Below are 22,581 nucleotides of genomic sequence, written 5' to 3' on the forward strand. Positions count from 1 at the left end.
GTGAAAATTAACGCGACTTTAGTCACTTTTTATCAAAGATCCGCTGGACAAAAGGTCCCACAATTGATGTACTGGTAACCGACACAGCATTTGTGTCGTTTTTTAATGTAAAGGTAATTTTGATGTCTAAGATTAAAGGTAACGTTAAGTGGTTTAATGAGTCCAAAGGATTCGGTTTCATTACTCCTGAAGATGGCAGCAAAGACGTGTTCGTACACTTCTCTGCAATCCAGTCTAATGGTTTCAAAACTCTGGCTGAAGGTCAGCGTGTAGAGTTCGAAATCACTAACGGTGCCAAAGGCCCTTCTGCTGCTAACGTAATCGCTCTGTAATTCAGACGCGTCAGCAAGAATTTCAAAACCCGCTCCCTGAGCGGGTTTTTTTCGTTTTGAATCAGCCAAGCAGATACATTTTCAGGAAGCTGGCAACGATCAGCACGCTTAACAACACCATGCCTGCGCTCATCAGACTCTGTTTCATTCTGTCACCCTCGTTCAGTTCTGCATTCAGAGTGACAGAGAAAAATTAAGCCAACATTAACGGTTCGACGGTTAATGCGTGCTTGCGGAGGAAAAGAGCCAAAATGCGATCCCCGTCATCGCAAACGAGCCGAGCATGTTAATCGCGATGTTCGCCAGTGCCCAGCCGATACGGCCTTCCTGAAAGAGAAACACGACTTCTGCGGAGAACGTCGAGAAGGTGGTTAACCCGCCGCAGAAACCCGTCGTAATCAGGACTTTCCACATCGGGTCGATGTGCGTCATTCGGTTAAACCAGGCCAGACCCATGCCAATGATAAAGGCACCAATCAGGTTAGCGGCCAGTGTCCCCATAGGAATCGCCTGATGAAGAGGATTAAACCGCATACTCAGAAACCATCGCGCAACGCTACCCGTTCCCCCACCAATAAAAACGGCTAAAAGTAGTTGTAACACGCTAAATACCTGCTATTTGATGTGTAAGAGAAGCGAGTTTAACGCCGTTTATGATGAGGGGACAAATATGTATGTTGCGGTAGGGCAATTTGCGGTCACGCCTGACTGGCAGGCGAACGCGATAACATGCGTCAACCTGATGATGCAGGCCCGGCAGAAAGGCGCGTCGCTGCTGGTTCTCCCTGAAGCGCTGCTGGCCAGGGATGATAATGACCCGGATTTATCGGTGAAGTCCGCGCAGTCGCTGGACGGCGAATTCTTGCAGCAACTGCTCGCCCAGAGCGTGGGCAATACGATGACGACGATCTTAACGATCCATGTCCCCTCCACGCTGGGTCGCGCAGTCAATACGCTTGTGGCTATCCGTGGCGGGGCCATTGTCGCACGCTACGCCAAGCTGCATCTCTATGATGCGTTCAGCATTCAGGAGTCGCGGCGCGTTGACCCCGGAGACAGTATCCCACCGCTTCTGGAGATTGACGGATTTAAGATCGGGTTGATGACCTGCTATGACCTGCGTTTTCCCGAGCTGGCGCTCCATCTGGCGCTGCAGGGTGCGGACGTACTGGTACTCCCTGCCGCGTGGGTTCGCGGGCAGTTAAAAGAGCACCACTGGGCAACGCTGCTTGCGGCGCGTGCGCTGGATACAACCTGCTATGTGGTTGCCGCAGGGGAATGTGGCACGAAAAACATCGGGCAAAGCAGGGTGGTCGATCCGCTGGGGGTGACGATCGCCGCCGCCGCTGAAGCCCCGCATTTGCTGGTGGCGGAGATAAACTTAGAGAGAATTACGCTTGCACGTCAGCAACTACCTGTTCTTCGCAATCGTCGGTTTGCGCCACCGCAATTATTGTGATGTTTTTTTCAACAATGCTTGATTCACCTTGTTACAGATTGCTATTGTGTGCACGCGCTAAATGACCGTTAATACAATCAGGTTTTGGCGCTGAATGCAGCCTGTTTTAAGTAAAGAAGGTATCTATGGGTGAGATTAGTATTACCAAACTGCTGGTGGTTGCCGCACTGGTCGTCCTGCTGTTTGGTACCAAGAAGTTACGCACGCTGGGTGGTGACCTGGGGGCTGCCATCAAAGGCTTTAAGAAAGCGATGAACGACGATGATGCAGCAGCGAAGAAAAGCGCCGAGGATGACGTCCCGGCAGACAAGCTTTCTCACAAAGAGTGACAGCAACGCCTGAGGGCTTGCGAAAAAAAACCGGCTCATGAGGCCGGTTTTTTTGTATTACTGTAAAAGAATATTACAGCATTATTTAACTTCTTCGCCTTTTGCCTGCATATCGGCGTGGTATGAGGAGCGAACGAACGGGCCGCAGGCTGCGTGGGTGAAGCCCATCGCCATCGCTTCGGCTTTCATTTCATCGAACTCATCCGGGCTAACGTAGCGCTGTACCGGCAGGTGGTGACGGCTTGGCTGCAGATACTGCCCCAGGGTCAACATGGTCACACCGTGGCGGCGAAGATCGCGCATCACCTCAATGATTTCCTCATTGGTTTCACCCAGCCCCACCATCAGACCAGACTTGGTCGGAATATGCGGATGCGCTTCTTTGAAACGCTCCAGCAGTTTCAGAGACCAGTTATAGTCAGCACCCGGGCGGACCTGACGGTAGAGACGCGGCACGTTCTCCAGGTTGTGGTTAAACACATCTGGCGGCGTTGCGGTCAGGATATCCAGCGCGCGGTCCATACGGCCACGGAAGTCAGGCACCAGCGTCTCGATTTTGATGTTAGGGCTTTTCTCGCGAATGGCCGTAATACAGTCGGCGAAGTGCTGAGCACCACCGTCACGCAGATCGTCACGGTCAACGGAGGTGATAACCACATAGCGCAGCGCCATGTCAGCAATGGTCTGCGCCAGTTTCTGGGGTTCGTTAGCATCAGGTGCAACCGGACGGCCATGAGCAACATCGCAGAACGGGCAGCGGCGGGTACAGATAGCACCCAGAATCATAAACGTCGCGGTACCGTGATTGAAACATTCAGCAAGGTTCGGACAAGAGGCTTCTTCACATACGGAGTGAAGGCCATTCTTGCGCATCGCCGCTTTGATCCCCTGGATACGCGAAGAGTCGGCCGGAAGTTTGATTTTCATCCATTCCGGTTTTCTTAACAGCGCCTCGCGCTCTGTAGCCACGTTTTTAACCGGGATAAGGGCCATTTTATCGGCATCGCGGTATTTAACACCGCGTTCCATCACAATGGGTTTACTCATAGCGTGCGTGTTCCAGTTGCGAATATCGAAGGAAAGCGTTTCAATTCAAGGGAATGTTGTATTTATCAACTATTTTTGAACGAACGACAGGCAGTATATCATTGAAACGGTCGTTAAAGCAGCCTGCCAGATCGCCAATTTGTAAAATAGTTGTTGTTTTGTGCCTTTCGCCCTGCCTGTTGCAGGGGCTTGTGCTGGCTAAACCTGTCAGAAGGCCTGACGGATAATGCGGATGACGTTTTCCAGAACCGGGTCGCGTAAACTCAGCTTGTTGTAATGCAGTGAAATCTCGATTGATTCCGCATTAAGCTGACTGAGTGGAATGCTCTCCAGCGGCCAGCATTTTTGTAGCAGGCTGTACAGGCGTGATGGCATAACGCACAGCATATCGCTGCTGCCAATCAGCGATGCGGTGGTAAACATATTGTAACTGCTGAAGCTGATCTGACGTTCCGGGAAAATTTCATCAATACGCTGACGAAGGGCGTGGTTAGACTGCCCTTCGGTCATGAAAGACGAGTGGTCGTAGTTGCGCAGGTTTTCGATGGTCAGCGGTTCGCTGAGAACCGGATGCTGCTGCCGGCAAACCAGCACCAGGTTATCCGAATAGAGCACATTTTGACCCAGCGCTCTGGCACTGAAGCTGCCGCTTTCAATAATCAGGTCCGTCTGGAACTGGGCAAGCTGAATGTCAGGTTCATTGAGCGGCACATTACGAAGCAGGAGCTGCGGAGCATGCTCTTTCACGGCCTGGAAGATCGCCGGCATCACCAGCACACCCACAGAAGGGGAGCAGCCGATGGTGATGGTTCTCTGCTTATCATAGCTCCCGGTTAAATCCAGTGCGCCCAGAATCGACTCCAGCCCCTGGCTGATGTACTCGTGGAGATGCGTGGCGTAAGCCGTCGGCGTTACCCCCTGGCCCTTACGAATAAATAACGGGTCAGGAAATATAGCGCGTAGCTTTTGGATTGACTGACTTATTGCTGATGGCGTGAGATTAAGAATTTTCGCAGCGTTAACGATACCTTTATGGACATATACTGCCTCAAAAATAGTCAGTAAATTGAGATCAATATTACGTAAAGTCCGAAAAATTTGCGGCTTGTCTTCGCCACCAGGTTCATTCAGTCGTTTGGCTGGTAAATTATTATACTCCACGCTTTCACCCCGTATACATTCACAATATGAATGATAGTTGAATTTATTTATTATGCTTGTAGAGATTCGTAAAGTGTTGGTTTTGTTTCACTTGTTTATCAAAAGCAAACAGTTGTGTGATAATTGCTCACGTTACTTATGCCGTGTTTGCCGAGCTTGCTGGAGGCTAAATAATATGTAGCGGTAATATTCGGGCGCTTCGAAAATATAGAATCTGTGGATTATTGTAAAGTGCAAAAGCGGTAAATAAACAGTGGCCCGTCAAATTATCGAGCCCTGTTGTACGATATATTAAGCAGGGATATATTCGTGTGGGGGATTGTTAAGTAGCGCTAACACGTTCTTCAAAAGCACGGGACGAATATGTTCGGGCGTAGCGGCTTCTACCCACTGGCGCATTTGCGTCATTTCCATGCCGGCGTAGCCGCAGGGGTTTATGCGCTGGAACGGCGCGAGATCCATATTGATATTCAATGCCAGGCCATGGAATGAACAGCCTTTTCGAATACGCAGCCCCAGGGAGCAGATCTTCATTTCCCCAACGTAAACGCCCGGCGCATCGGCACGCGGATGCGCGTCAATACCATATTCCGCCAGCGTGTTGACGACGGTTTGTTCCAGTAAAGTGACCAGTTCACGCACGCCCAGCTTTCTGCGTTTCAGATTGAGCAGGACGTACATCACCTGCTGCCCGGGCCCATGGTACGTGACCTGACCGCCGCGATCGCTCTGAATAACCGGGATATCTCCCGTCATTAATAGATGTTCTGCTTTACCCGCCTGACCCTGCGTAAATACCGGCAGGTGTTCGACCAGCCAGATTTCATCTGGGGTGCTGTCATCGCGTGAATCGGTGAAGTCATGCATGGCCTGGGAGACAGGCTCATAAGGTTGCAGCCCGAGGTGACGGACCAGAATTTTATCCTGATACAAAACTGCGTCTCCGAAGACGAGGGACAAAAAGTGTGGGGGGAGTATATCACAGCGGGGAGAAGGGTTACCCGGCAAACCGGGTAACCGCAAAGGGACTACAGTACCATACGAACGATTTCGATATTGCCGAGCTCTTCGTACAGCGTCTCAACCTGCTCAATGTGTGTCGCAGTGATGGTGATAGAAACCGAGTGGTAGTTGCCCTTGCTGCTTGGTTTTACTGACGGAGAGTAGTCACCCGGCGCATGGCGCTGTACCACTTCAACCACCTGATCAACCAGCTCAGGTTTCGCCAGACCCATTACTTTGTAGGTAAATGGGGTAGGGAATTCAAGCAGTTCGTTAAGTTTGGTTTTCATGTCAGCTCCGGCGTAACGTCAAAAAATAATAACTCCCACGTCAGGTGGGAGTTATCAGGATACTTAGTATATGGGGATCAAAATCACACTTTCAAGTGTTCAATTTTTAACCAAACCAGTGGTGGAACATCAATTTAATGTAATCAATGATTTTGCCGAAGAAATTGCCTTCAGGAATTTCTTGCAGGACAACCAGCGGACGCTGATCGATCGTTTTTCCATCCAGCTGGAAGTTGATCGTGCCTACAACCTGGTTTTTCTGCAGCGGGGCGTGCAGCTCGGTGCTGTTCAGCACGTAGCTGGCTTTCAGATCCTTCATACGACCGCGCGGAATGGTCAGGTAGAGGTCTTTATCAACGCCGAGAGAAGCACGGTCGTTGTCGCCGAACCAGACGGGTTCAGACGCAAACTCTTTGCCTGCTTTCAGTGGATTCACGGTTTCGAAGAAGCGGAAGCCCCAGGTCAGCAGCTTCTTGCTTTCTGTTTCACGACCTTTAAAGGTGCGGCCGCCCATCACGGCAGAGATCAGACGCATCTGACCTTCAGTAGCAGAGGCCACCAGGTTGTAGCCCGCTTTGTCGGTATGGCCAGTTTTAATGCCGTCAACGTTCAGGCTGTTATCCCACAGCAGACCGTTACGGTTGGTCTGACGAATCCCGTTGAAGGTGAACTCTTTTTCTTTGTAGATAGAGTATTCGTTAGGGACATCGCGGATCAGCGCCTGACCAATCAGGGCCATATCACGTGCGGAGCTGTACTGACCGTCTGCGTCCAGGCCGTGTACGGTCTGGAAGTGGCTGTTTTTCAGACCCAGCGCGGTAACGTAGCTGTTCATCAGACCCACGAAGGCATCCTGGCTACCGGCGGCGAAATCGGCCATCGCCACGCAGGCATCGTTACCCGACTGCAGGTTGATACCACGAATCAGCTGGGAAACAGGAACCTGCATACCCGGCTTCAGGAACATCAGAGAGGAACCTTTGAAGACAGGGTTCCCGGTTGCCCACGCATCGTTACCGATGGTGACCAGATCCGATTCTTTGAATTTACCTGCCTTCATCGCCTGGCCGATAACGTAGCTGGTCATCATTTTGGTCAGGCTGGCCGGATCACGGCGGGCATCGGCATTCTGTTCTGCCAGCACTTTGCCAGAGTTGTAATCGATCAGGATGTAGGATTCCGCATCGATTTGCGGAACGCCAGGGATCATGGTCTTGATATTCAGGTCATCGGCGTGAGCTGCAGAAAGAGCAGCCGCGCAAAGGGCCGTGGTCAGCGCCATGCGCTGCACAAAACGAGCAGAAAAAGTGGTCTTCATGGTCAGAACTACGACATCCGTGATGGAATTAAAAAAAGTGCCTTACTATAGCAAATGCTATTCAGGCAGGCATCCGACTTTAAGCATGAGTTTGTGAATGTGTTTTACACTAACTGACAATTCGGATACCGCCGGTTAATTATTTCGCAACAGCGATAAATGACTGAAGTTGAGCTTCATTCTGCAGACGCTGCTGCAGGGAGGCTGCCTGCGATTTGCTGGCAAACGGCCCCATCTGAATGCGCCAGACCGCGCCGTTCTGCTCAACGCGTCCTGGTACGCCAAACTGCTGGCTCAGACGCTGTTGATACTGTTTGGCCCGGGCCTGATCGCTCACTGCGCCTACCTGAACCACATAGTTTCCGCTGGCCGCTGCTGGAGCTGCCACCGCCGCACTTTGCGTGGCCGCTGGTGCCGTTACGGGAGCCGGCTGGGTCGCTGGCGCAGCGACGGGAGCAGGGGCTGGAGTGGGTTCACTGCCTTCCAGCACGCCCGCGGCTAAGGTCGTCGGTGCGCCAAGAAAGCCGCTACTCTTTACCGGTGCGCCGGTAGCATCCTCGCTTTGCAGCGTGTCATTGCTGATCGGGCGTATTTCTCCTCCCGGCTGAGCAGGCTCTGCCGGAGACGAGACGCTTCCCATTCCGCCGTCAAGATTTGGGCGGTCAGGAAGGGCATAGGTCTGTTTCGCCACCGTTGTACACGCGGTACCCGGTCCGGAGAGCGAACCATCCTGCGCGACGATAATCGGGTCAATACGAACTTTGGTGTTGTTCGAGGTGTTCAGGCGATCGGCAGACGCGCGCGAGAGGGAAATCACCCGGTCATTCCCGTACGGGCCGCGATCGTTGATACGCACGACGATCATGCGGCCATTCGCCAGGTTGGTGATACGGGCGTAGCTCGGAATCGGCAGCGTTGGGTGTGCCGCCGTCAGTTGCATTGGGTCGAACGCCTCCCCGGAAGCCGTCAGGTTACTGCCTGGCTCGGCATCATAAATGGCGGCAAAGCCTGCCTGACTGAAACGGGAAGGATCCTGAACAATTTTATAGCTTTTGCCGTCGCGCTCGTAATCCTGATTGGCACTGGCATTCAGCGGTTCATAAACGGGATCGGCACCGCTGATTTCAACGATCGGGCCATTACACACCGCAGGCTGCGGCGGCGCGACGGTTGCCTGTTGCTGACCATCATCACTTGTGCAGGCCGCAAGTAAACTTGCCGCGATGCAGATCCCCAGCCACTGCTTACGCATTCCGATCCCCTTATTTTTATACGCTTTTTGACAACATTTTTCTGTGGGTATGGATCGACATCACGATACCAAACCCGGCCATCAACACGATCAGTGCCGAGCCTCCGTAACTCACCAGCGGCAGCGGTACGCCTACCACCGGCAGAATACCACTCACCATACCAATATTTACGAAGACATAAACGAATAAAATCAGCATCAACCCGCCAGCCATGACGCGACCAAACGTGGTTTGTGCACGCGCTGCAATCCACAATCCCCGCATGATCAGCAGGACATACAGCGCAAGAAGTATCAGAATGCCAACCAGCCCCAGCTCTTCCGCCAGTACGGCAAAGATAAAATCGGTGTGGCGTTCCGGTAAAAATTCCAGCTGCGACTGCGTACCGTGCAGCCAGCCTTTACCGCGCAGGCCCCCGGAGCCAATTGCAATCTTCGACTGAATAATATGATAGCCCGCGCCCAGCGGATCGGTTTCCGGATCGAGTAGCATCATGACGCGCTGGCGCTGGTAATCGTGCATCAGGAAGAACCAGAGAATAGGGATGAACGCCGCTATCAGCACCACCGCGATGCCAATCAGGCGCCAGCTCAGGCCCGACAGGAAGAGGACAAACAGGCCGGAGAGCGCGATAAGGATTGAGGTGCCAAGGTCAGGCTGTGCCGCAACCAGCAGCGTTGGCAGGAAAATCAGCACCAGCGCGATGGCGGTATTCTTCAGAGACGGCGGACAGACGTCGCGGTTGATAAAGCGTGCCACCATCAGTGGCACGGCGATTTTGGCAATCTCCGAGGGCTGGAAGCGGACAATCCCCAAATCCAGCCAGCGCTGCGCCCCTTTTGAAATGGCGCCAAACGCATCTACCGCAACCAGCAAAATAATACAGAAGATGTAGAGGTAGGGCGCCCAGCCTTCGTAGACGCGCGGCGGGATCTGCGCCATCACCACCATAATGATCAGACCCATGGCAATCTGGCCAATTTTGCGCTCCATCATGCCGATGTCCTGGCCGCTGGCGCTCCAGATAACCAGGGCGCTGTAAACCAGCAGGGCCAGCAGGATCAGCAGCATGGCTGGGTCGATGTGGATTTTGTCCCACAGCGATTTTTTATTTGGATTATCCGTCATGATTATTGGTCCTCCGCCGCAGCGGCGGCCGGGTTTTCAGCCGGCAGTTCGGTGTTGTTATCACCCAGCATAATGTGGTCAAGGATCTGGCGCATGATGGTCCCTACAGCTGGACCGGCACCGCCGTTCTCCAGAATCATCGCCACCGCAACCTGCGGGTTATCATAAGGGGCAAACGCCGTCATCAGCTTATGGTCACGCAGACGTTCAGCAATGCGGTGCGCGTTATAGGTTTCGTTGGCTTTCAGACCGAACACCTGCGCAGTACCGGATTTTGCGGCCACTTTGTACGGCGTACCGGTGAAGTACTTATGCGCGGTACCGTTCGGGCGGTTTGCCACGCCGTACATACCGTCTTTCGCAATTTCCCAGAAGCCGGAATGAATGTCACCCACCGGGGCCTCATGCGGCTGGTTCCACGGCACTTTTTTGCCGTCTTCAACCGTGCTCTGTAGCAGATGAGGCACTTTTACCACGCCGTCATTGATGAGGATCATCATGGCCTTGTTCATCTGAAGCGGTGTTGCCGTCCAGTAGCCCTGGCCGATACCCACCGGAATGGTGTCACCCTGATACCACGGTTTTTTAAAGCGCTTCAGCTTCCATTCACGCGTTGGCATGTTGCCAGAACGTTCTTCGGAGAGGTCAACGCCGGTGTAATGCCCGTAACCGAATTTGCTCATCCACTCTGACAGGCGGTCGATCCCCATGTCATACGCCACCTGATAGAAGAAGGTATCCGCAGATTCTTCCAGCGATTTGGTGACGTTCAGATGACCGTGGCCCCATTTTTTCCAGTCACGATAGCGTTTATCTGAACCAGGCAGTTGCCACCAGCCCGGGTCAAACAGACTGGTATTACGGTTAATGACGCCGGCACTCAGCGCAGAAACCGCCACGTACGGCTTAACCGTTGATGCCGGCGGATAAACCCCTTGCGTCGCGCGGTTCACCAGCGGCGTGTTCGGGTCATTCAGCAGACCGGAATAGTCCTTACTGGAAATGCCGTCAACGAACAGGTTCGGGTCATAGCTGGGCATAGACACCATTGCCAGAATGCCGCCGGTACGAGGATCGGTGACCACAACGGCTGCACGGCTGCCCGCCAGCAGGGTTTCGATATACTGCTGCAGCTTAAGGTCGAGGGTCAGATAGACGTCATGCCCCGCCTGAGGAGGGACTTCTTTCAGCTGGCGAATCACGCGGCCGCGGTTGTTAACCTCAACTTCTTCATAGCCGGTTTGCCCGTGCAAAACGTCTTCGTAGTAACGTTCGATCCCCAGCTTACCGATATCGTGCGTTGCAGCGTAGTTTGCCAGCTTGCCGTCTTTATCAAGGCGGTCGACGTCTTTGTCGTTAATCTTGGAGACGTAGCCAATCACATGCGTCAGCGCGGAGCCGTAGGGGTAGTAGCGACGCTTGTAACCCTTCACTTCCACGCCGGGGAAGCGGTACTGGTTTACCGCAAAGCGGGCTACCTGGACTTCCGTCAGGTTGGTTTTAACCGGGATGGAGGTGAAACGGTGAGAGCGGGAGCGCTCTTTTTTGAAGGCCGCGATATCGTCATCGTTAAGGTCGACAACGCTTTTCAGCGCTTCCAGCGTATCCTGAACATTATCAACTTTTTCCGGCATCATCTCGATTTGATAGATGGTGCGGTTTAACGCCAGCGGCGTGCCGTTACGATCGTAAATAATGCCGCGGCTGGGAGCGATAGGCACCAGCTTGATACGGTTTTCGTTTGAGCGCGTCTGGTAGTCGGTAAAGCGGACAATTTGCAGATTGTAAAGGTTGGCGATCAGCACGCCGGTAAGCAGCAAAATCCCGGTAAAGGCGACCAGCGCCCGGCGCACAAACAGCGCGGACTCAGCCGTATAGTCGCGAAAAGAATTCTGTAGTTTCATCCGCTGCTTAATCTACCCTGGTCAGTCATTACTCGCGGTGATAGGGGTGGTTGGTAGTAATGCTCCACGCGCGATAGAGGCTCTCTGCCACCAGTACCCGAACGAGCGGGTGGGGAAGCGTCAGCGCGGAGAGGGACCAACTTTGTTCAGCCGCCGCTTTGCAGGCGGGGGATAACCCTTCTGGACCGCCAATCAACAGACTGACGTCACGGCCATCCTGCTTCCAGCGCTCCAGTTCGTGCGCCAGCTGCGGCGTATCCCAGGGTTTTCCTGGAATATCGAGGGTGACGATGCGGTTTTTGCCTGCGGCAGCCAGCATCAGTTCGCCCTCTTTATCGAGAATACGTTTGATATCCGCGTTCTTGCCGCGCTTACCGGCGGGAATTTCCACCAGTTCGAACGGCATGTCTTTTGGAAAACGACGCAGATATTCAGTAAAACCGGTTTGTACCCAGTCCGGCATTTTGGTGCCGACGGCGACCAGCTGCAACTTCACGCATTAACCCCAGAGTTTTTCCAGCTCATACAGGCGACGGCTCTCGTCCTGCATGACGTGGACAATCACATCGCCGAGGTCGACAACCACCCAGTCAGCCGTTGCTTCACCTTCAACACCCAGTGGCAACAGTCCTGCTGCACGCGATTCCTGAACCACGTGATCGGCAATCGAAACAACATGACGCGTAGAGGTACCGGTGCAGATGATCATGCAGTCGGTAATACTGGATTTACCCTTAACGTCGATAGCGATGATGTCCTGACCTTTCAGGTCATCAATTTTGTCAATAACAAAATCCTGGAGTGCTTTACCCTGCAAGTTTTCCCCCTGGGGTGAATGAGATTGTAAAACGTTGAATTCGTAGCCAGACAGTATACCTGAACTCACGCCTGTGTCGGGACAAATGTCTCCGACCGGGCTTTTGAAGGCGGGTATCATCCCACCCTCTGCCTGAGATTGCATCGCCATTTTTGTAAAACAATTTCTGTAAAGCAATGATCGGCGGGAAAGTCTGGCAGCGGAGAATAACAGTATGGCTTAACCTGTCAAGGCAGGATAAACAATAAGCCGCTTTTTATGCCCTCCGGCTATTCATCTGCGCTTTTCTGATACAACCCGTGCGTATGGATATACGCCAGCACCGGGGCTGGCAGTAGATCGTCACAGGCTAAACCCTGCTGTAAACGCTCACGTATGAGGGTTGCAGAGATATCGAACCACGGCGTTTCCGCCAGATAGATCTTCCCGGCAGGCCGATTGTGAAGATCTTCAACATTATCGGTGAGATGATCTTCCAGCCACTGCTGGTACTGCGCTTCACGCATGGTCAGAGGATAGCCAGGGCGGCGGCAGACGAGCAGATGGCTGTTCTCCAGGATGGTTTCATACTGATGCCATGTGGGTAAATTCAGCAGGGAATCCTGGCCGATGATAAACGCCAGCGGCTGGTCTGGACCCTGTTCTGTGCGCCACTCCTGAAGCGTCTGTGACGTCCAGGAGGGCGTGTCGCGACGCAGCTCACGCTCATCAAGTTGGAAGAGCGGTTTATCTTCGATGGCAAGGGCGAGCATCGCTTTTCGCTGCTCGCTGGTCGCCTCCGGCTGTGGACGATGGGGCGGGACATTATTGGGCATGATGGTGACGCGCTGAAGGCCGATCAAATTCGCCAGAATTTCAACCGGCTTCAGGTGCCCGTAATGTACCGGGTCGAAGGTGCCGCCATACAGGGCCTGTAAAGAATGCATACTATCCATCAATAAAAACGTCTGCCAGCGCCTTGTGGCAGAGCAGCAGAGAAAGGCTTTCCAGCTCCGCCCAGACCGACTGGCCGTAATCTTGTTTTAACGTGAGCTCAGCGCGCATCAGAAGCTGTACAGCCTGACGAAGCTGTTCATGACTCAGGCGGTTGACGGCCTCGGTGGTCAAAGCCCGGCGATTTTGCCACACCCGGTGTTTATCAAACAGCGAACGCAGCGGCATATGGGCAGACTGGCGCTTGAGCGTAATCAGCAGCAGTAATTCGCGCTGCAGCGTACGCAGCAGAATAACGGGTTCGCTCCCTTCAAGACGCAGCTGTTGCAGAATATGCAGGGCGCGTTTGCTTTTTGCTGACAGTAGCGCGTCCACCCAGTGGAACGGCGTGAAGTGCGCCGCGTCGTTAACGGCCTGCTCGACGCGCGGCAAGGTCAGCTTGCCATCCGGCCAGAGCAGGGAGAGTCTGTCCAGCGCCTGCGCCAGGGCCAGCAGGTTACCTTCATAGCAGTAGCAGAGCAGCTGATTTGCCGCGTCATCCAGCTGAAGGTTGTGCTGTTTCGCTCTCGCGGCGACCCATTTAGGCAGATGTGCCTGCTCAGGCGTCTGACAGGTGACCAGCACCGCGTGGGTCGCGATCTGGGTAAACCACGCCGCGTTTTCCTGGGCTTTGGTCAGCTTGTTGCCACGCACAATAAGGAGCAGATCGCTGTGTAAGAGGCTGACCAGCGTAGCGAGCTGCTCGTTCATCATCGCGTTAGGGCCGTTCTCCGGCAGCAGGATCTGAATTGTCTGGCGCGAGGCGAAAAGGCTCATCGCCTGACAAAGCGAGAAGAGGGCGTTCCAGTCGGTGTTGTTGTCCAATTGGACGGTGTGGTGTTCATCGAAGCCCTGCGCGGCGGCGGCATGCCGCACGGCATCCTGGCTTTCCTGAAGTAATAACGGATCGTTTCCAAGAAGCAGATACGCCGCGCGCAGCCCTTCATTGAGCTGCGCGCGGAGTTGTTCAGGATACAGCCTGATCATCATTTACCCAGAGAGTTAGCAGCAGGAAGCGTGCCAGCAATCGGTTTTTCAACGATGTCAGATCCTTGTTTAGTTGACGCTGCAATACTTGGCAGTTTACGGATCAGCTGTTCCGCTGCCTTGTCGTACATTTCGTTGATGATAATCTGCTGTTCGGCATCTTTTGCCAGCGCTGTCTGCGGGTTATCGAAGAACGAACGGTATACTTTCGTGCTGATCGGGTAGATGTCTTTACCGGGGATCAGGACTGCCGCGTCGACCGTCAACACCATCTGATACTCAGCTGTACGGCCATCCTGGAAGATAGAGGCTGTATCTCTCGACAGGCCGCCACCTATAACACGCAGAGACGGTACATCCTGGCGCAGGGTTTGTTTTTCGACAATCTCTACGCCGTTGAGACGCAGCTGATTACGAATGGCCCGGCTGAGTGGGCCATTCGGATCTGGTGAGTCGAAAATCATCGTTTTCATCTCAGCGGGCACCGCCGTGGTATTGCGCAGGTGCCAGCCACAGCCAGCGGTGACAAGCACCGCCAGTGATAAGAGTATTGTTGCCAGTTGTCGCACGTTTCCTCCCGCGCTTAGCCAACGACCAGATTGAGCAGTTTACCCGGTACGTAGATCACTTTACGTACGGTAACGCCCTCAAGATATTTTGCGACCAGAGGTTCCTGGCCCGCGCGCTCGCGAACCTGTTCTTCGGTTGCATCGACCGCCACGGTAATTTTACCGCGGACTTTGCCGTTCACCTGGACCACGACCAGCGTCGTGTTTTCCACCATCGCTGATTCGTCAGCCTGCGGCCACGGCGCGTTGTCGATATCGCCTTCGCCTTTCAGCTCCTGCCACAGGGTAAAGCTAACGTGCGGCGTGAACGGGTTCAGCATGCGAACAACGGCCAGCAGCGCTTCACGCATTAAAGCACGATCCTGCTCGCCGTCCTGCGAAGCCTTCGCCAGCTTGTTCATCAGTTCCATAATAGCCGCAATTGCGGTATTGAAGGTCTGACGACGACCAATATCATCGGTCACTTTTGCAATCGTTTTATGAACATCGCGACGCAGCGCCTGCTGATCTTCAGTCAGTGCGGCGGCATTCAGCGCCGGGGCATCGCCCAGTGCAGTGTGTTCGTAAACCAGTTTCCAGACGCGTTTCAGGAAGCGGTTTGCACCTTCCACGCCAGACTCCTGCCACTCCAGCGTCATGTCCGCCGGAGAAGCAAACATCATGAACAGACGCACGGTATCTGCACCGTAACGCTCAACCATCACCTGCGGATCGATACCGTTGTTTTTAGACTTGGACATCTTGCTCATGCCGGTGTAGACCAGTTCATGACCTTCGGCGTCTTTGGCCTTCACGATACGGCCCTTCTCGTCGCGCTCGACGATCGCATCAACCGGAGAAACCCAGTTACGCTCGCCGTTGGCACCGACGTAATAGAAGGCATCCGCCAGCACCATGCCCTGGCACAGCAACTGTTTTGCGGGTTCGTCAGAGTTCACCATGCCAGCATCGCGCATCAGCTTGTGGAAGAAGCGGAAGTAGAGCAGGTGCATGATGGCGTGTTCGATACCACCGATGTAGATGTCTACCGGAAGCCAGTAGTTTGCCGCTTTGGAATCCAGCATACCGTCCTGATACTGCGGGCATGTGTAGCGCGCATAGTACCAGGATGACTCCATAAAGGTGTCAAAGGTGTCGGTTTCACGCAGCGCAGGCTGGCCGTTGACGGTGGTTTTTGCCCACTCAGGATCGGCTTTGATCGGGCTGGTGATGCCGTCCATGACGACGTCTTCCGGCAGGATCACCGGCAGCTGATCTTCTGGCGTTGGCATCACGGTGCCATCTTCCAGCGTCACCATTGGAATTGGCGCACCCCAGTAACGCTGACGGGAAACACCCCAGTCGCGCAGACGGAAGTTAACTTTACGCTCGCCCACGCCAAGGGAGGCCAGCTTGCCGGCGATGGCGTTAAAGCCCTCTTCGAAGCTCAGACCGCTGAATTCACCGGAGTTGAACAGGGTGCCTTTTTCAGTCAGCGCGTTTTCGGACAGGTCTGGTTCAGAACCATCGGCGGCCAGAATAACGGCTTTAATCGGCAGGTTGTATTTGGTGGCAAACTCGTAGTCGCGCTGATCGTGGCCCGGAACAGCCATTACCGCACCTGTACCGTACTCCATCAGCACGAAGTTCGCTGCCCAGACCGGGATCGCTTCGCCAGTCAGCGGATGCTTAGCATAGAAGCCTGTCGCAACGCCTTTTTTCTCCATCGTCGCCATGTCGGCTTCGGCCACTTTGGTGTTGCGGCACTCATCGATGAAGGTAGCCAGTTCCGGATTGTTTTCTGCCGCTTTCTGCGCCAGCGGGTGACCTGCAGCCACGGCCAGGTAGGTCGCGCCCATGAAGGTGTCCGGACGGGTGGTGTAGACAGTCAGAGTCTGGTCGTAGTTCTCAACGTTGAAGGTAATCTCCACACCTTCAGAACGGCCGATCCAGTTGCGCTGCATGGTCTTCACGGTATCTGGCCAGTGGTCCAGATTATCCAGATCGTTCAGCAGCTCATCAGCGTAAGCGGTGATTTTGATAAACCACTGTGGGATCTCTTTACGCTCTACTTTGGTGTCGCAGCGCCAGCAGCAGCCATCGATAACCTGTTCGTTCGCGAGAACGGTCTGGTCATTCGGACACCAGTTAACGGCAGAGGTCTTCTTATACACCAGGCCTTTTTTGTACAGCTCGGTGAAGAACTTCTGCTCCCAGCGGTAGTATTCCGGGGTACAGGTTGCCAGCTCGCGGCTCCAGTCATAGCCAAAGCCCAGCATTTTGAGCTGGTTTTTCATGTACGCGATGTTGTCGTATGTCCACGGGGCCGGTGCGGTGTTGTTTTTGACCGCCGCGCCTTCCGCAGGCAGACCGAACGCATCCCAGCCGATAGGCTGCAGAACGTTTTTGCCCAGCATGCGCTGGTAACGTGCGATCACATCGCCAATGGTGTAGTTACGCACATGGCCCATGTGTAGTCGACCAGAAGGATAGGGAAGCATCGACAGGCAGTAATACTTCTCTTTGCTCTCGTCTTCGGTTACTTCAAAGGTGCGCTTCTCGTCCCAGTGTTGCTGGACTTTTGATTCTATCTCTTCCGGGCGGTATTGCTCTTGCATGGCAGCCAGTGGTCCTGTTTTCAATACAGCTACAAATGTAGCCAATGGATGTGGTCATTCAGATCCGCATAGCATAGCCCAAACGCCCGCGTCAAAACAGCCTTTCGCACAAATGCGCTTTGCAGGAATTTACCGGGTCTGTGCTTCACCTGACAAAGCGGCGATGAAATAAGGTCTATTATTAGAAATAGTTACTTACCCGGGAGGCAAAATGATGAACAAGGTTGCTCAATTTTACCGCGAACTGGTGGCGACACTGACGGAACGACTGCGTAACGGCGAGCGCGATATCGATGCGCTGGTGGAGCAGGCGCGTGCCCGCGTGTCGCAAACGGGTGAGTTAACGCGAACCGAAGTGGAAGAGGTAACGCGCGCCGTGCGTCGCGATCTGGAAGAGTTCGCGCGCAGCTACCAGGAGAGCCAGGAGGAGGTCACGGACAGCGTTTTCATGCGGGTGATTAAAGAGAGCCTGTGGCAGGAGCTGGCCGATATTACGGATAAAACGCAGCTGGAATGGCGCGAGGTCTTTCAGGATTTGAACCACCATGGTGTGTACCACAGCGGTGAGGTGGTCGGGCTGGGAAATCTGGTGTGCGAGAATTGCCACCACCATATTGCGGTGTATACGCCGGAGGTTCTGTCGCTGTGCCCAAAATGCGGCCACGATCAGTTCCAGCGTCGTCCGTTTGAGCCCTAGGTAAAAGCGCAGGTTTGCTCCCTCTCCCCATGGGAGAGGGGCGGGGTGAGGGCATCAGGCCGCACAAGGTAAAAGCAAAACGGCAACCCTGTTGCCGTTTTTAGTGTGTGCTCCCTCTCCCCGTGGGAGAGGGCCGGGGTGAGGGCATCAGGCCGCACTATAGTAAGCCAGTCTCTCCGCCAGCAAATCCACAAACGCCTCCCTGTCGATGTCCACCATCACGGTAGTATTCGGCTTATTCCCTGTCAGCGAGTAATAATCCACCACCGTCATTCCCTGGGTGTATTTTCCCTGCGTTTCCACGCCAACCCAGCGGTCAACCGTGGTGAATATCTCAGGCTTTAACAGCCAGGCAATGGTGCACGGGTCGTGCAGGGGCGCGCCGTGGAAGCCCCACTTCTCGGCTTTGTGATACTCCATAAAGAAGTCGAGCAGCTCGGCCACGGTTGTCGCGACCGGATTACCAACGGCACGGAAGCGCTCAATATCGTCCGCCATAATCTGCGCGCGATGGGTAACGTCCAGTCCCGCCATTACAATCGGTAAGCCTGACTGGAAGACAATCTCAGCGGCTTCCGGGTCGACAAAAATGTTGAATTCTGCGGACGGCGTCCAGTTACCCAGCCCCATGGCCCCGCCCATGATGACGATACGGGCTATTTTGCTGTGCAGTTCAGGGTAGCTGTTCAGCAGCAGCGCGACGTTAGTTTGCGGCCCGGTAGCCACCAGCGTCACGGGTTCCATGCTCTCGCGCAGCACCTTCGCCATCAGCTCCACGGCGGTGCAGTTTTGCGGCGCGAAGCCCGGCTCCGGCAGCGCCGGACCGTCCAGCCCGCTTTCACCATGCACGTTATCCGCGATAATTAATTCACGCATCAGGGGCTTGAGGGCTCCACCAGCGACGGGAATATCGGTACGCTTGAGCAACGTCAGCATACGCAAAACGTTACGCAGCGTTTTATCCGGCGTCTGGTTTCCGGCAGAAGAGGTGACGGCTTTGACGTCGAGTTCAGGGGAGGCAAGTGCAAGGACGAGCGCGATCGCGTCATCATGACCCGGATCGCAATCGAGAATAATAGGCTGTGCCATAGCGTTCTCCATACGTAGCGTTATTTTGTGACAAGGTTAACGCTGCGATGTGACGCCGACGAGAGGAAGTGAGTGAAAGCGTGAAGCAGTGCGCAATCCGCAGATTGCGCACCGGGAAGATTAGTGCAGGATTTTCGCGAGGAAATCTTTCGCACGCTCGGATTTCGGGTTAGCGAAGAACTCTTCTTTCGGCGAGTCTTCGACAATTTTCCCTTCGTCCATAAAGATCACCCGGTTGGCCACCTTACGGGCGAAGCCCATTTCGTGGGTCACCACCATCATGGTCATCCCTTCGTGCGCCAGTTCGACCATCACGTCCAGCACTTCGTTGATCATCTCTGGATCGAGCGCCGACGTGGGCTCATCAAACAGCATCGCGACCGGATCCATGCACAGCGCGCGGGCGATCGCCACACGCTGCTGTTGGCCGCCAGAAAGCTGCGCCGGGAACTTATCGGCATGCGCAGAAAGCCCAACGCGTTCCAGGAGCTTCAGACCTTTCTCGCGCGACGCTTTTTTATCACGCTTAAGCACTTTTACCTGCGCCAGGGTCAGGTTCTCAATAATAGAGAGGTGAGGGAACAGCTCAAAATGCTGGAACACCATGCCAACGTGAGAGCGAAGCTGGGCGAGGTTGGTTTTCTTGTCGTTGACTTTAGTACCGTTGACGACGATCTCACCCTGCTGCACTGGCTCCAGCCCGTTGACGGTTTTGATCAGCGTCGATTTACCGGAACCTGACGGCCCGCACACTACCACCACGTCGCCTTTTTTCACTTCGGTGGAGCAGTCGGTCAGCACCTGAAAGTGCCCATACCATTTAGAAACATTTTTCAGGGAAATCATTATACCGTCCTTTTCTTCAGCCAGCTGACCAACAGCGACGCGCTTAAACTAATCACAAAATAGACCGCACCCGCGAAGAGCACCATCTCAACCTGCGTACCATCACGCTCACCGATGGTTGACGCGGTACGGAAGAAGTCTGCCAGGCTCAGAACGTAGACCAGAGAGGTATCCTGGAACAGCACGATACCCTGGGTCAGCAGGAGCGGAACCATGGCGCGAAACGCCTGCGGCAGAATAATGAGCTGCATGGACTGCCAGTGCGTCATCCCCAGCGCCAGCGCGGCGCTGGACTGTCCGCGGGAGATACTCTGAATGCCCGCTCGGATAATCTCTGAGTAGTAAGCGGCCTCAAACATCGAGAACGCTACCATCGCCGAGATCAGACGGATATCGGTTTTCGGCGACAGCCCCAGCACGTTCTGCAGGAAGCCGGGCACGATCAGGTAAAACCACAGCAGCACCATTACCAGCGGGATAGAGCGGAACACGTTAACGTAGGCGGTCGCGAACCAGGCGAGCGGCTTAAAGCTCGACAGACGCATAACGGCCAGCAGGGTGCCCCAGACGATACCGACGATGATGGCAATAACGGTGATTTTTAAGGTAATCATCAGGCCATCAAGCAGGTAAGGCATGGATGGAACGATAGAACTCCAGTCAAATTCGTACATTATTTGCCCCCCATGTTGCCCGGCAGGCGAATTTTGCGTTCAACCAGGTTCATCACCAGCATGATGAAAGCGTTTATCAGAACATAGGCGAGCGTGATCGCGGTGAAGGATTCCCACGCGTGAGCGGAGTAATCCAGCAGCTTGCCCGCCTGCGCAGCCATATCGACCAGGCCAATGGTCGAGGCGATGGCCGAGTTTTTCACCAGGTTCATCATCTCGGAGGTCATCGGCGGAACGATGACGCGGTAGGCGTTAGGCAGCAGCACGTAGCGGTAGGTCTGTGGCAGGGTTAACCCCATCGCCAGACCCGCATTTTTTTGTCCACGGGGCAATGACTGAATGGCGGCACGCACCTGCTCGCAAACGCGCGCAGCGGTAAACAGCCCCAGACACATCATGGAGGAGACAAAGAACTGTACGTTCGGATCCAGTTCCGACTTGAACCACATGCCAATATTTTCCGGCAGCAGTTCCGGGATAACCAGATACCAGGTAAAGAATTGCACGATCAGCGGAACGTTACGGAACAGTTCCACATACAGGGTGCCGAGTGTTGAAAGAAAACGGTTAGGGACGGTGCGCAGAATACCGAACAAAGAACCGACAAGAAACGCGATGATCCACGCCGTTATCGATAATGCCACGGTGACCTGAAAGCCGCTCCACAGCCAGCCAAGATAGGTGGTGTTGCCGAACGGGGCTTGTTGCAGGAATATGCCCCAGTTCCAGTCGATTGACATAATAAACTCCAGAAAAAAAAGGGTAGCAGCGCTACCCTCGAAGATTGGTGAGAAGCTCATTTTTCGCGCTGAGTGGGGAACGACCACTCAACGTATAGTCTGTCCATGCTTCCCGACAATCGAGAGGGCAGGAGATCCCGCCCCTGTTGTTCTAATTAGTTAAGAGCCTTGTCATTTGGAGATTTGAACAGCGCTTTCATGTCGTCAGACAGTTCAAAATTCATGTTGAGATTTTTTGGTGGAATCGGGTTCTTGAACCACTTGTCGAACCATTTTTCCGCTTCGCCGGAGGTCTGCACCTGAGCGATGGTGTCATCGATCAGCTTTTTGAACTGCGGATCGTCTTTACGCAGCATACAGCCGTAGGCTTCTTTCGACTGCGCGGTGCCGACGATATCCCAGTTGTCAGGTTTCTTCGCTTTCGCACGCTCGCCCGCCAGCAGGGCATCATCCATCATAAACGCGACGGCACGACCGCTTTCCAGGGTACGGAAGGAGTCGCCATGGTCTTTCGCGCTGATGATGCGCATATCCATTTTTTTCTCGTCGTTCAGCTTGTGCAGCAGCACTTCTGAGGTGGTACCGGAGGTGACAACAACCGCTTTGCCTTTCAGATCAGCGAAGTCTTTAATGTCGCCGCCTTTCTTCGTCAGCAGACGGGTGCCCACGACAAAGATGGTGTCCGAGAAGGCAGCCTGTTTCTGACGCTCAAGGTTGTTGGTGGTGGAGCCACACTCGAAGTCAAAGGTGCCGTTTTGCAACAGTGGAATACGGTTTTGTGAAGTGATAGGGATCAGCTTCACCTGCAGGTCAGGTTTGTTCAGCTTTTTCTTCACGGCTTCAACGATAGCGTTGGAGTAATCCTGTGAATAGCCCACGACTTTTTGCGTGTTGTCGTAGTAAGAGAACGGGACAGAAGATTCACGGTGGCCGACCACGATGACGCCGTTTTTGGCAATCTTGTCGAGAGTGCTGCCTGCTGCAGGCGCATCTTCAGCGTGAACCACGCCAGCAGACATTCCCATAACCAGCATTGCTGTGGCCAGTTTACGTAATTGCATACCCAACTCCTTTTTTATCAGCGCCAGCGACGCATTGATACCCATTGTGATGTTGTTATATCTCGCGCAATGCGAGTGCAGTGTTATGCAAGCTTGTTAACATTTAGTCTGGCTTAATGTAAAGATTTTGCTGCGTTATTGTTTATTTTTGCGAAGCGCGCCGCACCATTCAGAGGCAAATATCTCCCGTTGCACCGTTTCGGTGCTACCGATGATCTACGCTGGTGCGACAAAGTTGCACATCAAGCCAAACTGCGTTTACCTGAATAAACAAAGCAATAGGCGTGCCAGAATGGGCATTTGGAGGGA

24 protein-coding genes are annotated in these 22,581 nt (G+C 54.0%); 4 read left to right on the top strand and 20 right to left on the bottom strand.

Annotated features, from left to right (window positions below; translation table 11 throughout):
• Window positions 1–122: 122 nt before the first annotated feature.
• Window positions 123–332, top strand: coding sequence for a transcription antiterminator/RNA stability regulator CspE (gene cspE, locus AC0TN7_RS17125; protein ID WP_002439184.1), 210 nt, complete (start codon window positions 123–125; stop codon window positions 330–332).
• 219 nt (window positions 333–551) lie between these two features.
• Here the strand turns inward: cspE and crcB are convergent, their stop codons facing one another.
• Window positions 552–935, bottom strand: coding sequence for a fluoride efflux transporter CrcB (crcB, locus tag AC0TN7_RS17130; RefSeq protein WP_024907010.1), 384 nt, complete (start codon window positions 933–935; stop codon window positions 552–554).
• A gap of 67 nt (window positions 936–1,002) precedes the next feature.
• Here crcB and AC0TN7_RS17135 point away from each other — a divergent pair, with 67 nt between their 5' ends.
• Window positions 1,003–1,791, top strand: coding sequence for a deaminated glutathione amidase (locus AC0TN7_RS17135; RefSeq protein WP_248272881.1), 789 nt, complete (start codon window positions 1,003–1,005; stop codon window positions 1,789–1,791).
• Between the two features lie 125 nt (window positions 1,792–1,916).
• Window positions 1,917–2,120, top strand: a complete 204-nt coding sequence (gene tatE, locus AC0TN7_RS17140) for a twin-arginine translocase subunit TatE (protein ID WP_023310742.1) — start codon at window positions 1,917–1,919, stop codon at window positions 2,118–2,120.
• An 81-nt stretch (window positions 2,121–2,201) separates the two neighbouring features.
• Here tatE and lipA read toward each other — a convergent pair whose 3' ends face one another.
• The 14 genes from lipA to leuS form a co-directional block, all read right to left on the bottom strand.
• A complete protein-coding gene (gene lipA, locus AC0TN7_RS17145) occupies window positions 2,202–3,167 on the bottom strand; it encodes a lipoyl synthase (RefSeq protein WP_024907012.1) in 966 nt (321 codons plus the stop codon).
• 207 nt (window positions 3,168–3,374) lie between these two features.
• On the bottom strand, window positions 3,375–4,328 hold the full coding sequence (locus AC0TN7_RS17150; protein ID WP_024907013.1) for a YbeF family transcriptional regulator: 954 nt from the start codon (window positions 4,326–4,328) through the stop codon (window positions 3,375–3,377).
• Window positions 4,329–4,619: 291 nt separating this feature from the next.
• Window positions 4,620–5,261, bottom strand: coding sequence for a lipoyl(octanoyl) transferase LipB (gene lipB / locus AC0TN7_RS17155; RefSeq protein WP_024907014.1), 642 nt, complete (start codon window positions 5,259–5,261; stop codon window positions 4,620–4,622).
• A gap of 95 nt (window positions 5,262–5,356) precedes the next feature.
• Window positions 5,357–5,620, bottom strand: a complete 264-nt coding sequence (ybeD, locus tag AC0TN7_RS17160; protein WP_003858718.1) for a DUF493 family protein YbeD — start codon at window positions 5,618–5,620, stop codon at window positions 5,357–5,359.
• A gap of 106 nt (window positions 5,621–5,726) precedes the next feature.
• Entirely contained in the window at window positions 5,727–6,938 is a 1,212-nt protein-coding gene (gene dacA, locus AC0TN7_RS17165) for a D-alanyl-D-alanine carboxypeptidase DacA (protein WP_014069323.1), read from the bottom strand.
• A 139-nt stretch (window positions 6,939–7,077) separates the two neighbouring features.
• The gene (rlpA, locus tag AC0TN7_RS17170; RefSeq protein WP_473702308.1) at window positions 7,078–8,190 is read right to left on the bottom strand and encodes an endolytic peptidoglycan transglycosylase RlpA; all 1,113 of its coding nucleotides are present in this window, start codon (window positions 8,188–8,190) and stop codon (window positions 7,078–7,080) included.
• Between the two features lie 16 nt (window positions 8,191–8,206).
• Window positions 8,207–9,319 carry a peptidoglycan glycosyltransferase MrdB gene (mrdB, locus tag AC0TN7_RS17175; protein ID WP_008501037.1) on the bottom strand — a complete coding sequence of 371 codons (1,113 nt, stop codon included), beginning with the start codon at window positions 9,317–9,319 and terminating at the stop codon, window positions 8,207–8,209.
• Window positions 9,320–9,321: 2 nt separating this feature from the next.
• On the bottom strand, window positions 9,322–11,223 hold the full coding sequence (gene mrdA, locus AC0TN7_RS17180) for a peptidoglycan DD-transpeptidase MrdA (protein WP_032649564.1): 1,902 nt from the start codon (window positions 11,221–11,223) through the stop codon (window positions 9,322–9,324).
• A 28-nt stretch (window positions 11,224–11,251) separates the two neighbouring features.
• Window positions 11,252–11,719 carry a 23S rRNA (pseudouridine(1915)-N(3))-methyltransferase RlmH gene (rlmH, locus tag AC0TN7_RS17185; RefSeq protein ID WP_003858701.1) on the bottom strand — a complete coding sequence of 156 codons (468 nt, stop codon included), beginning with the start codon at window positions 11,717–11,719 and terminating at the stop codon, window positions 11,252–11,254.
• Between the two features lie 3 nt (window positions 11,720–11,722).
• Window positions 11,723–12,040, bottom strand: a complete 318-nt coding sequence (rsfS, locus tag AC0TN7_RS17190) for a ribosome silencing factor (protein WP_023334893.1) — start codon at window positions 12,038–12,040, stop codon at window positions 11,723–11,725.
• Between the two features lie 269 nt (window positions 12,041–12,309).
• Complete coding sequence (gene nadD / locus AC0TN7_RS17195) at window positions 12,310–12,975, bottom strand: nicotinate-nucleotide adenylyltransferase (protein WP_048989993.1); 666 nt, start codon at window positions 12,973–12,975, stop codon at window positions 12,310–12,312.
• Window positions 12,968–13,999: a DNA polymerase III subunit delta gene (holA, locus tag AC0TN7_RS17200; protein WP_473702524.1), complete on the bottom strand. Its 1,032-nt coding sequence runs from the start codon at window positions 13,997–13,999 to the stop codon at window positions 12,968–12,970. Before holA ends, nadD begins: the two co-directional genes overlap by 8 nt.
• A complete protein-coding gene (gene lptE, locus AC0TN7_RS17205) occupies window positions 13,999–14,568 on the bottom strand; it encodes an LPS assembly lipoprotein LptE (protein ID WP_407859583.1) in 570 nt (189 codons plus the stop codon). The genes holA and lptE overlap by 1 nt, the downstream gene beginning before the upstream one ends.
• A 14-nt stretch (window positions 14,569–14,582) precedes the next feature.
• Complete coding sequence (gene leuS / locus AC0TN7_RS17210) at window positions 14,583–17,165, bottom strand: leucine--tRNA ligase (protein WP_473702309.1); 2,583 nt, start codon at window positions 17,163–17,165, stop codon at window positions 14,583–14,585.
• 214 nt (window positions 17,166–17,379) lie between these two features.
• On the opposite strand from leuS, the gene AC0TN7_RS17215 reads away from it, so the two are divergent.
• On the top strand, window positions 17,380–17,862 hold the full coding sequence (locus tag AC0TN7_RS17215) for a zinc ribbon-containing protein (RefSeq protein ID WP_023617134.1): 483 nt from the start codon (window positions 17,380–17,382) through the stop codon (window positions 17,860–17,862).
• Window positions 17,863–18,009: 147 nt separating this feature from the next.
• On the opposite strand, the gene rihA is transcribed toward AC0TN7_RS17215, so the two are convergent.
• The 5 genes from rihA to AC0TN7_RS17240 all read right to left on the bottom strand — a co-directional run bounded on the left by rihA (window position 18,010) and on the right by AC0TN7_RS17240 (window position 22,272).
• Window positions 18,010–18,951: a pyrimidine-specific ribonucleoside hydrolase RihA gene (gene rihA / locus AC0TN7_RS17220; protein ID WP_024907020.1), complete on the bottom strand. Its 942-nt coding sequence runs from the start codon at window positions 18,949–18,951 to the stop codon at window positions 18,010–18,012.
• 120 nt (window positions 18,952–19,071) lie between these two features.
• On the bottom strand, window positions 19,072–19,797 hold the full coding sequence (locus tag AC0TN7_RS17225; RefSeq protein WP_014883001.1) for an amino acid ABC transporter ATP-binding protein: 726 nt from the start codon (window positions 19,795–19,797) through the stop codon (window positions 19,072–19,074).
• Entirely contained in the window at window positions 19,797–20,471 is a 675-nt protein-coding gene (gene gltK, locus AC0TN7_RS17230; protein ID WP_032649550.1) for a glutamate/aspartate ABC transporter permease GltK, read from the bottom strand. Before gltK ends, AC0TN7_RS17225 begins: the two co-directional genes overlap by 1 nt.
• Window positions 20,471–21,211 (bottom strand): glutamate/aspartate ABC transporter permease GltJ, encoded by a 741-nt coding sequence (gene gltJ, locus AC0TN7_RS17235; RefSeq protein ID WP_008501048.1) that lies wholly within the window; start codon window positions 21,209–21,211, stop codon window positions 20,471–20,473. The genes gltK and gltJ overlap by 1 nt, the downstream gene beginning before the upstream one ends.
• 155 nt (window positions 21,212–21,366) lie before the next feature.
• A complete protein-coding gene (locus AC0TN7_RS17240; protein ID WP_014883004.1) occupies window positions 21,367–22,272 on the bottom strand; it encodes an amino acid ABC transporter substrate-binding protein in 906 nt (301 codons plus the stop codon).
• Window positions 22,273–22,581 lie beyond the last annotated feature (309 nt).

The organism is Enterobacter sp. PL_is511 (assembly GCF_055816065.1).